Origin of the sequence: Halorubrum coriense DSM 10284, assembly GCF_000337035.1 — an archaeon.
Lineage (GTDB): Archaea > Halobacteriota > Halobacteria > Halobacteriales > Haloferacaceae > Halorubrum > Halorubrum coriense.
Genome location: NZ_AOJL01000031.1, coordinates 1 through 10,174 on the forward strand (window position 1 = coordinate 1; position 10,174 = coordinate 10,174).

Sequence of the window (10,174 nt, forward strand, 5' to 3'; positions counted from 1 at the left end):
GGCGCGAGGCGGCCGACCTGGCCGAGGCGATGGCTCCCGACCTCGTCGTGCCGATCCACTACGACACGTTCGACCTGCTGGAAGCGGACGGCGAGGCGTTCGCCGGCGACGTGGCGAGCCGGTCGATCCCCGTCGCGTTCGACGCGCGCTCGGCGAACCAGTAGGCGAATCGGACGGACGGATAGTCGAATCAGGCGAAACCGCCGCGGGCGGCCGGAGACCTTTTTACCCCGCCGACACCTTCCCCGGTCGCATGACCACCGAGTCCGCGCTCGCCGACGGGGTCCGGGAGGCGCTTTCGGTCGACGCCGAGGCGTTCGCCGAGCGCGCGGCCGAGGAGGCCGAGATCGTCAAACAGGAGCTCCGCGACGGCTCCTTCGACAACCACCAGTCGATCGTCGGCTTCGAGTACGAGTTCTACGCGGTCGGCGACGGGCGGTGGAGCGAGGAGTCGCGGGCGGGCGAGTACGCGCTGATGCGCGTGCCGCGCCGCCTGCTGGAGCTGATGGGCTTCGAGAAGGAGCTGGGGCTCCACAACGCCGAGATGTGTACGAGCCCGCAGCCCCTCTCGGACCACGGGCTCCGCGCGCAGCTCGCCGAGGTCCGCGCGCGGCTGGAGGCCGCTGAGAACACCGCGGGCGTCGAGGGGATGCGGCTCGTCTCCGACGGGCTCTGGACGATCCCCCCGGCCGGCGAGACCGCCGAGGGGTACCTCACCGACAGCGTCGCGGTCGACGGCGTGGTCGTCGCGGTCAACATGAGCGACGCGGTCCGGTACCACGCGATGGCGAACTCGCGCCGGGACGACCTCCGCGCCGGGGCGGACGAGGCGACCGACGCGGCCGCCGAGCCGCCCGCGTCGGCGGGCGAGGGCCCGGCCGTCACCCTCGACGCGCCGGGCGTGTCGCTGGCGGCGGAGACGGTGACGCCGGAGAGCCTCATCACCTCGATCCAGCCGCACTACCAGGTGGCGCACGCCGAGACGCTGCCGCGGCACTTCCGGTACGCGCTCCGGATCGCCGGACCACTGCTGGCGCTCGGCGTCAACTCGCCCTTTTTCCCGCCGGAGCTGTACGACGACGACTGGGACGGCGAGCGCGTCCTCGCCGAGGGGGCGACGGAGAACCGCGTCCACGTGTTCGAGTCCGTCCTCAACGCCCGGACCGACGCGGACAAGGTCCGGTTCCCGCGGGACTTCCGCGACGTCGAGACCGCGGTCGACCGCATCGCGGCCGACGAGACGCTGATCCCGATGCCGGACCCGGGCGGCAGCGACCGGTTCGACGACGCGTTCGCGACGTTCCGGACGAAACACGGCAGCTACTGGCGCTGGGTCCGCCCGGTGTTCGAGGGGGCAAGCCGCTCGGCCGCGAACGCCCGGATCGAGTTCCGCCCGATCCCCGGCCAGCCCACGGTCCGCGACTCCATCGCGTTCCAGGCGGCGTTCGCCGGACTGATGCAGGCGCTCGCGCAGCGGGAACACCCCGTCATCGGACTCGACTGGGAGACCGCCCGCGACAACTTCTACGCCGCGGTCGCGGACGGCCTCGACGCCGACATGACGTGGATCGGGCTCGACGGGGAGCGAACCGCTGACACGGACGCGCTGTACGCGGACCTCCTCGACCACGCGGAAGCGGGACTCCGGACCGCCGGCTGCGCGGACGACGAGGCCGCGGAGTGGATCGCGCCGCTCCGCTGGCGCGTCGCGAACCGCACGACGCCGGCGAGCTGGAAGCGCGACCGGGTCCGCGCCCGGCTGGACGACGGCGACGAGTTCGCGACCGCGGTGGTCGACACCCAGCGCGAGTACATCCGCCAGCAGGCCGACACCCTCATCGACGGCGGCTTCTCGGCGTGGACGGGCGGGGAGTGAATCACCACGTCGCGGCGCTTTTTCGCAATACCTTCGCCCGAAACAGCCGGTCGCTGAAGAGTGCGAAGACGACTCTCCGTCGGGAAACGAGCAATCACGGTCGGACCCCTACGAAGAGGATCCGTTCGTCGAATTCGTCTCGATGTCGCAAGCCCTGAGCGTCGAAACAGTGTTCGCCGTGAGTTCTCCCGTCGCGTTAATCTCTGCTCGCGTCGAGGACTCGTTACAGTCGAAGTTTTCGGGCGTGATCTGTTCAGTTTCCGTGGCCCCCGTTTCGAGCACACTCATCGATAGGGAGTATGCGCCACTTTCGCTGAGGGTGAGCAGTACTGTCCCTTCAGGTTCGACCGTATAGACCCCATCGAACTGTACTACCGACTCCTTCTCCACGAGAATTCGAGTCGTCCACGTCTCGTCCGACGGGTTCCGGAGTCTGAGCGAGTGGCTGAATCTTCCTGTATCTGCGGGAACGGGATTGTCACCAAGCGTGTGCGACGCTAGCCCGTCAGCGGGAGCGGTTTCGGTGACGACGCCGGGACACGCCATACGCGTCGAAATACTCATCGAATCGAGTGTGTCGTCGTCCTGAATGCTGACCGTCGTCCTCGTCACATTACAAGAGAACTGGCTACGATCTATCGTAACCTCTTCAGTCGCGTTCAACCCGGGAACCGCTACGCGAGCGGTATACGTGTCGAGATCGGTGAGTGACGCAACGATGCTCGCGTCCGCTTCGAGCTCCACCGACTCCTCAAACACGGTCTCGCCAGCCTTCGAAATCGTAATCCTTCCTTGGTGTGGCTCCCCCGTTGGGTTCCCAAACGCGATGTGGTGAGGAGTTCTGAGGCCACGCTCTTCGAGCGATTCTGTCCCGATAGTCCGCTCAGCGGTGTCACTGGCTTCAACCAGTGTCTGCTCAGGCGTTCGTGTCGCCTCAGTCTGCCCACCCTCAGAAGAGGTCGCCGTCGTTTCTGCGTCCGTCTCGGGCGCTCCACTCGAAGTTGCCTGGGAGGTACAGCCCGCTGCTGCGGTTGCGAGACCAATTCCGGTACTTGCCAGAAACGTTCTCCGTTTCATATGCTATCATTAGCGGGGTCAACTATCGTCCTATCTCAGATTCAAACGTGTCTTTGAGTCCCGAAAACCACTTACACCGATCGGGTGCTGCGACTCCGCGCCGGACGATACGTCCGCCAGTACCATACCGCGAAGAGGGACAGGATTAGGAAGATGCCGATCCCCAAGACGAACCCACCGGGGCCAGTTCCGAACGTTACGAGTGTCTCCCACACGGTTGGGTCAGGTTGCTGTACAGGCGGCTCAGCAACTCGGAGCGAGGGCGAGGGTGTCAGCACTGACCAGCGCGCATGGACGATCGTACTGACAACTCCGACGACACCTACCGCGCCGAAGACGCGACGCAACGCGGCGGTGAGTGACGGGGTCGTTCGTTCCGCTCCCGCAAAGAGGACGAGCGCACTGTTGGTCGGAGCATAGACGTCCATTTCACGCCCCTGCTCGGAGTACCACGTTTCGATGACTTCCACGAGATCTGCGTCTTGGAGTCGGTTGAGATGATAGCTAACGTTCTGTACTGAGGAGTCGAGTTCGGTAGCGATATCCGACACGGTGGTCGGGTCCAGATATAGCTGATGAAGAATACGGCGTGCCGTCGTCGAGGTGACTGCTGACAGAATCTGTTCAGCGGATTCGTCTCTGAATCCAACGAGCCTCGGCTCTAATTCACGGTCCGAAGCCGTGTCGGGAGCAGGTTTCAACGGTAATAGTGAAGACATAGTTATCTTGTTCGTTTGCGTTGTTATGTGGCTAAGCAAGACTCAAAGAGGTGTTTGAATCCGACTCAGGCACTACGTAGTCTCCCGGCTGCGTATCTCCTCGGACGACTATCCCGCGAGATTTGTCTCGCCTGTACTGACCACACTCGGTCGGAACGTATCACCTCCAAAGGATTTCAACGGGGCCATTGTTTCTCATAAAAGCGGTCGTATGGAGTGCGACCATTGCGGTCGCGACGCGGATCAGCTACCGTGTACGTGAAAGGGTGCGGCCGGCAGTTCTGTGCGGATCACCGGTCGCCGGAAGAACACGACTGTATCCGATCAAGAGCCGAAGAGGCTGAACGAGAATTAAAACCGGAAGACGATGGCGTCGAACCGCGGTTCAAGAACGAGTTTCGCCTTTCAAACGTAGAATCATCGTCGAGCTCTTCGGGAGGCGGAAGGTGGAACAGAACCCGAGATGTGCCGACCGAAGAGTGCGTGAACTGCGGGAAACGACCTCGTGAACACGAGATCTCAGGGTGTCCACACTGCGGCGAACCGTTCTGTGGAGAACGCGCTGTTGACCACTGGCGTAGTTGTGAAGAGCGTGAGGGTGACGAGAAGGACTCGGCAACGGATATCGCGGCGGATTATCAAGAGCGAACGCGAAACAAACAGCAGGAACGCAAAACACGAACTGACAAATCAGAACGGGAACGGGTAGGGCGTTTTTCCAGTCCAGACGTGAATCCGGACGGCAGCCTTTCGCATCCAGATCGCGATGAAGACATCCGATCGATCAGCAGCAGTGATGATGACGTCGGTAATCCGGCAGATTCGGGCAGCATTTCAAAGATAACCGTCGCGATACTCACAGTCGCTCTGACGGCTCGTCTGTGGTATCTATTCGCATTCTAATCGAGTTCACATATCGCTAAAACGAAACACCAGATCTCGATCAGCGTCTCCGCGACACAGTACAGTTATCGGCCCGCCGCCTCACCCGTGGGTATGGACGAGCTGATCGCCGCGGCGCGCGACGCCCTCGACGCCGCCCACGTCCCGTACTCCGAGTACCGCGTCGGCGCCGCGCTGCGGACCGCCGACGGCACCGTCTACACCGGCTGTAACATCGAGAACGCGAACTACTCCAACAGCCTCCACGCCGAGGAGGTCGCGCTCGCGGAGGCGGTGAAGGACGGGCACCGCGAGTTCGACCGGATCGCGGTCTCCTCCGGCGTCCGCGACGGGGTCACCCCCTGCGGGATGTGCCGGCAGACGCTCGCGGAGTTCGCGGCCGACGACCTCGTCGTCGCCTGCGACGAGGGCGGCGACGCGGTCACGGAGTACACCCTCGGCGAACTGCTCCCGAACACGATCAGCGAGGGGACGCTCGACGACGCCAGAGGGGACTGACGCCGACGGCACGCCCCGGGCGACCGAGACGGAACTCCTTTTAAACGGCTCGCCGAAGGGCGAAGACATGACCGACGACAGCGAGGACCCCAACGACGGTGCCGGATACCACGTCGAGGCCGCGCCGGAGGACGTCGCCGACGCCGTGCTCCTCCCGGGCAACCCCGAGCGCGTCGACAAGGTCACCGCGCTGTGGGACGGCCACGAGGAGGTCGCGCACCACCGCGAGTACCGCACCGCGACCGGCACGTACGACGGCGCGCCGATATCGGTGACCTCGACCGGCATCGGCTCCCCCTCGGCGGCCATCGCCGTGGAGGAGCTGGCGCGCGTCGGCGTCGACACGTTCATCCGGGTCGGCTCCTGCGGCGCGATCCAGCCGGAGATGGACGTGGGCGACCTCGTGATCACGACCGGGGCCGTCCGGCAGGAGGGAACGAGCGACGAGTACGTCCGCGAGGACTACCCGGCGGCCGCCGACGGCGAGGTGGTCTCCGCCCTGGTCGCGGCCGCCGAGCGGCTCGGTCACGACTACCACACCGGCGTCACGATGAGCGCGGACTCCTTCTACGCCGGACAGGGCCGGCCCGGGTTCGAGGGGTTCGAGGCGGCCGGCTCCGACGAGCTCGTCGCGGAGCTCCGAGAGGCGAACGTGAAGAACATCGAGATGGAGGCGTCGGCGATCCTCACGATCGCGAACGTGTACGGGCTGCGCGCCGGCGCGGTCTGCTCCGTCTACGCCAACCGCGTGACCGGCGAGTTCCGGACGGAGGGCGAGTCGCGCGCGGCCGAGACCGCGAGCCTCGCGGTGAAGCTGCTCGCGCGTATGGACGAGGTGAAACGGGAGGCCGGCGCGGACCGCTGGCACGCCGGGCTCTCGCTGTAGCGGACCCGTCTTCCCGCCTCGGCGGCGATATTTGCCTGCGAGCGTTCCAAAGCGACTTTATCTGCGCACCGCGGACCTACACGCATGAGTACACAGGTCGTCGTCGTCGGCTCCGGGTACGCCGGCGCAGGGGCGGTGAAGGCGTTCGAAGACGAGGTCGGTGAGGGCGAAGCCGAACTCACGTGGATCTCGGAACACGACTACCACCTCGTTCTCCACGAGGTCCACCGCGCGATCCGCAACCCCGCGGTCGAAGACAAGATCACGATCCCCGTCGACGAGATCAAATCGCCCGAGTCCGACTTCGTCAAGGGCCGGGTCGTCGACGTCGACACCGAGGATCGGGTCGTCGAGACCGACGACGGGACGACCGTCGACTACGACTACCTCCTCTTGGGCGTCGGCTCGACGACGGCCTTCTTCGGCATCGAGGGGCTGAAAGAGCACGCCCACCAGCTGAAGGGGCTCGACGACGCCAAGGCGATCCACGAGGACGTTCGCGAGGCGGCCGCCGACGCGACCCGCTCGGACCCGGCGGAGGTCATCGTCGGCGGCGCCGGTCTCTCCGGCATCCAGACGGCCGGCGAGATCGCGGAGTACCGCGACAAGCACCGCGCGCCGCTCGAGATCAAACTGGTCGAGGGGCTCGACGAGGTCTTCCCCGGTAACGACCCCCAGATTCAGGGCGCGCTCCGCCAGCGGCTCGAGGACGCCGACGTCGAGATCCTCACCGGCGACTTCATCTCCGAGGCCGACGAGGACGCAGTCTACCTCGGCGGCGGCGAGGACGAGGAGCCGGAGGAGCTCGGCTACGACGTGCTGATCTGGACCGGCGGCATCACGGGCCAGCCCGAGATCGAAAACGTCGAGCTCGACAAGGACGAGCGGTCGCACCGCGTCCACGCCGGCTCCGACTTCGCCACCAGCGACGACCGCGTGTTCGCCATCGGCGACACCGCGCTGGTCGAGCAGGGCGACGACGACGTCGCCCCCCCGACCGCGCAGGCCGCCTGGCAGGCCGCGGAGGTCGCCGGCGCGAACCTCGCTCGCGCCGCCCGCGGCGCGCCGCTCCGCTCGTGGACCCACGAGGACAAGGGGACGGTCATCTCCGTCGGCGAGGAGGCGGTCGCCCACGACGTGATGGGCATGCCCATCAAGACGTTCGGCGGCACGCCCGCGAAGCTGCTGAAGAAGGCCATCGCCACGCGCTGGATCGCCAAGGTCTCCTCCGCGGGCCGCGGCGTCAGCGCGTTCGGCGACATGTAAGCGCGGTCGACTCGCGCCGCCGACGCGTCTCTGCGAACGGTCGAACCGGTTCCGAGACGAACGGACCGCAGACTGTTCTGAGGAATGTCCGCGCAGTTACCAACGACTCCTTCGGCACTCAGTGCTCGGCCGGCTCGTCGGGGGCGCGCATGTCGTCGATCCGCAGGATGAGAATGTTCGCGGTGTCGTCTTTGCCGTCGACCGTGCCGTCGACGACGAGCTTCGAGAGCGGCGTCGGGCCGACGGTGACGCTGTCGCCCTCGTGGAAGTCGCGGACCGACCCCTGAACGTGGATCTCGGCGCGGCACAGCTCGGGGTGGTGGACGCTGGAGAGGTCGATCCCGTCGACGTTGACCCCCTCGACCTGATCGCCCTCGTGGAAGATCGGCACGTCGGCCGGCTCGTCCATGCGCTGGATGTCGAGCGCCTCGTACGCGTTCGAGGTGGGCTTGTAGCCGCCCTTCGGACCGGGGACGCCCTCGACGAGCTGGAGGGCCTTGAGACTCTGCATCTGGTTGCGGATCGTCCCCGGGTTGCGGTCGACTTCCTCGGCGATCGCCTCGCCTTTCACGGCATCCTCCTGCTCCCCGTATAGGTTGATCAAGGCCGTGAGGATGCTCTTCTGGCTCGACGTGAGCTCGATCGATGACATGGTGGCAAATACACGATGCCCCCGCTTAAATGCGATGGAATTCACTTATAAATGATCGTGTAGAATCCGGTCGAGCGGGGATCCGACGCGACGCGCACTCCCGGCTTATTCGCCGCGTAGCCGCTTCATCCGGACGTACGCGAGCGGGCTAGAGAGCGCGACGACGACGCCGACGCCGATCAGCGCGACGCCGAAGTCGACGGCGACGAACGACACCGCGGCCCCCGCGAGTCCGATCGCCGCGCCGGTGAACGCGACCGCGATGACCGCGCCGATCGGCTCGATGTCGCTGGGGTCGACCGACCGGGGGTCGGAGCTGCTCATACCCGCCCCGAGGGGACCCGGCCGCAAAACGGTGTCCGATCCGGCCGGTCGCTCACCGACGACGCCGACGGGCCGGCCGCGGTCCGCGGCGGCCGATCCCCACCTTTGAAGCGCCGGCGCGTCGGGTAGCCGACATGACCACGGTCAGGATCATCGGCGCGCCGACGGACTACGGGGCGAACCGACGCGGGGTCGACATGGGGCCCTCGGCGATCCGGTACGGCGGGCTCGCGGACCAGCTCGCCGGAGCCGGCGTCGAGGTCGTCGACGCGGGGGACCTCCACGTCCCGCGGGCCGAAGAGCGCGACCCGGACGCGGACGCGCCGAGCGAGGGGAAAGCGAAGTTCCTCCGCGAGACCGAAGAGGTCTGCCGACAGCTCGGCGACGAGGTCGCGGCGACGCTCGCCGACGGCGAGGTGCCGCTCGCGCTCGGCGGCGACCACTCCATCGCCATCGGGAGCCTCTCCGGGTCCGCCCGCGACGCCGACATCGGGGCCGTGTGGTTCGACGCGCACGCCGACCTCAACACGCCCGCGACGACGCCGTCTGGGAACGTCCACGGCATGCCGCTGGCGGCCGCGCTCGGCATCGACGAGTTCGCGGACACCGAGTGGGCGAACGCGCCGGGGCTCTCGCCGGAGAACGTCGCCTTGGTCGGGCTCCGATCGGTCGACGAGGCGGAGGTGGAGCTGATCCGCGACCGCGGCTTCGCGGCGTACACGATGTCCGACATCGACGAGCGGGGGATCACGGAGGTCACGGAGGAGGCGCTCACAGTCGCCTCGACCGGCGTCGACGGGATCCACGTCAGCCTCGATCTGGACTGGCTCGACCCCAACGCCGCCCCCGGCGTCGGGACGCCGGTCCGGGGCGGGGTCACCTACCGGGAGGCCCACAGCGCGATGGAGATCGTCGACGAGACCGACGCGCTCCGCTCGATGGAGATCGTCGAGGTGAATCCGACGCTGGACCAGCATAACGAGACGGCGGAACTGGCAACGGAGTTGGCGGCGAGCGCGCTCGGGAAGCGGGTCTTATAAATCGGGACGGCGGAGCGTCAAACGCCGCGGTCGAGTTCCTCGACGACCCGCTGGAGGTCCGCCTCGGACTCGATCTCGCCTTTGATCTCCTCGCGGCGGCGGACCGCCGCCGAGTCGGCGTCGTACGCGCGGACGAACTCGGCGCGCGTGTGCTCGTCGAACGCGTGGCGGATCGCGAAGTAGCCGTCGGGAACGATGGTGCCGCACACCTTACACTCGTGGCGCTGGTGATCGTTCGTCTGGTGGACGATCGCCGCCTCCACGTCGTCGAAGGCGGCGTCGCAGTCGCCGATGCCGCACGTCCAGCGAGGGGCCATACCCGGACTCTCGCCCGAGGGGGATTAACGGTTTCCCAACTCGACGCGGTCGCGCCGCGGCGGTCGTCCCGGGCGACCCCGGGGCGCTCGCCTGCGTCGACGCCGCGACGGCGGACCCGCGGTCGCGGCACCGTCGTCGTCGAACGATACGCCTTTGCGCGGGCGCGCCGACCGTCCGACCGTGACCCGATCGAGAACGCGCGTCGACGCCCACGTCAAGGTGCTCGACGACGAGGTCGTCGCCCGGGCGAAGGCCCGCGACATCGACGCGCTCGTGTACGCGCCGCACTTCACGCGCCTCCCGACGGTCCGCGAGCGTGCGGCCCGGTACACCGACGACGAGCTTCAGGTCATCCCCGCCCGCGAGGTGTTCACCGGCGACTGGGGGAACCGGCGACACCTCCTCGTCTTGGGCCTCTCCGATCCCGTCCCCGACTACATCACCTTCGAGGGCGCGATGGCCGAGTTCGAGCGGCAGGACGCGGCCGTCCTCGTCCCCCACCCCGGGTTCGCGACCATCTCGCTGACGCGCCCGGAGATCGACGCGCACGCCGACCGGATCGACGCGGTCGAGACCTACAACACGAAGCTGCTGCCGCACCAGAACTCGCGCGCC

At 67.0% G+C, this 10,174-nt stretch carries 12 protein-coding genes and 1 pseudogene; 8 read left to right on the forward strand and 5 right to left on the reverse strand.

Annotated features, from left to right (window positions below; all coding sequences use genetic code 11):
• Positions 1–164, forward strand: a pseudogene (locus C464_RS19610) (MBL fold metallo-hydrolase); the annotation flags it as partial.
• Between the two features lie 89 nt (positions 165–253).
• On the forward strand, positions 254–1,876 hold the full coding sequence (locus tag C464_RS07520) for a hypothetical protein (protein ID WP_006113039.1): 1,623 nt from the start codon (positions 254–256) through the stop codon (positions 1,874–1,876).
• A 108-nt stretch (positions 1,877–1,984) separates the two neighbouring features.
• On the opposite strand, the gene C464_RS07525 is transcribed toward C464_RS07520, so the two are convergent.
• Together C464_RS07525 and C464_RS07530 are read right to left on the reverse strand one after the other, a co-directional pair.
• On the reverse strand, positions 1,985–2,953 hold the full coding sequence (locus tag C464_RS07525) for a hypothetical protein (RefSeq protein WP_049910951.1): 969 nt from the start codon (positions 2,951–2,953) through the stop codon (positions 1,985–1,987).
• A 71-nt stretch (positions 2,954–3,024) separates the two neighbouring features.
• Complete coding sequence (locus C464_RS07530; protein WP_006113041.1) at positions 3,025–3,672, reverse strand: ArsR/SmtB family transcription factor; 648 nt, start codon at positions 3,670–3,672, stop codon at positions 3,025–3,027.
• A gap of 258 nt (positions 3,673–3,930) precedes the next feature.
• Here C464_RS07530 and C464_RS19970 point away from each other — a divergent pair, with 258 nt between their 5' ends.
• The 4 genes from C464_RS19970 to C464_RS07545 all read left to right on the forward strand — a co-directional run bounded on the left by C464_RS19970 (position 3,931) and on the right by C464_RS07545 (position 7,225).
• Positions 3,931–4,575, forward strand: coding sequence for an AN1-type zinc finger domain-containing protein (locus C464_RS19970; protein WP_394296105.1), 645 nt, complete (start codon positions 3,931–3,933; stop codon positions 4,573–4,575).
• A 39-nt stretch (positions 4,576–4,614) separates the two neighbouring features.
• Complete coding sequence (gene cdd / locus C464_RS07535) at positions 4,615–5,073, forward strand: cytidine deaminase (protein WP_343122415.1); 459 nt, start codon at positions 4,615–4,617, stop codon at positions 5,071–5,073.
• A 67-nt stretch (positions 5,074–5,140) separates the two neighbouring features.
• Positions 5,141–5,959, forward strand: a complete 819-nt coding sequence (locus C464_RS07540; protein ID WP_006113043.1) for a nucleoside phosphorylase — start codon at positions 5,141–5,143, stop codon at positions 5,957–5,959.
• Between the two features lie 84 nt (positions 5,960–6,043).
• Positions 6,044–7,225, forward strand: coding sequence for an NAD(P)/FAD-dependent oxidoreductase (locus C464_RS07545; protein ID WP_006113044.1), 1,182 nt, complete (start codon positions 6,044–6,046; stop codon positions 7,223–7,225).
• Between the two features lie 118 nt (positions 7,226–7,343).
• Here C464_RS07545 and C464_RS07550 read toward each other — a convergent pair whose 3' ends face one another.
• Together C464_RS07550 and C464_RS07555 are read right to left on the reverse strand one after the other, a co-directional pair.
• Positions 7,344–7,877: an Rrf2 family transcriptional regulator gene (locus C464_RS07550; protein ID WP_006113045.1), complete on the reverse strand. Its 534-nt coding sequence runs from the start codon at positions 7,875–7,877 to the stop codon at positions 7,344–7,346.
• Between the two features lie 105 nt (positions 7,878–7,982).
• Entirely contained in the window at positions 7,983–8,201 is a 219-nt protein-coding gene (locus C464_RS07555; RefSeq protein ID WP_006113046.1) for a hypothetical protein, read from the reverse strand.
• Positions 8,202–8,335: 134 nt separating this feature from the next.
• Here C464_RS07555 and rocF point away from each other — a divergent pair, with 134 nt between their 5' ends.
• A complete protein-coding gene (gene rocF / locus C464_RS07560; RefSeq protein WP_006113047.1) occupies positions 8,336–9,241 on the forward strand; it encodes an arginase in 906 nt (301 codons plus the stop codon).
• A gap of 17 nt (positions 9,242–9,258) precedes the next feature.
• Here the strand turns inward: rocF and C464_RS07565 are convergent, their stop codons facing one another.
• Positions 9,259–9,558, reverse strand: coding sequence for a DUF7565 family protein (locus C464_RS07565; protein WP_006113048.1), 300 nt, complete (start codon positions 9,556–9,558; stop codon positions 9,259–9,261).
• A 154-nt stretch (positions 9,559–9,712) separates the two neighbouring features.
• Here C464_RS07565 and C464_RS07570 point away from each other — a divergent pair.
• The coding region (locus tag C464_RS07570; protein WP_006113049.1) for a PHP domain-containing protein at positions 9,713–10,174 on the forward strand (462 nt) is incomplete at its 3' end.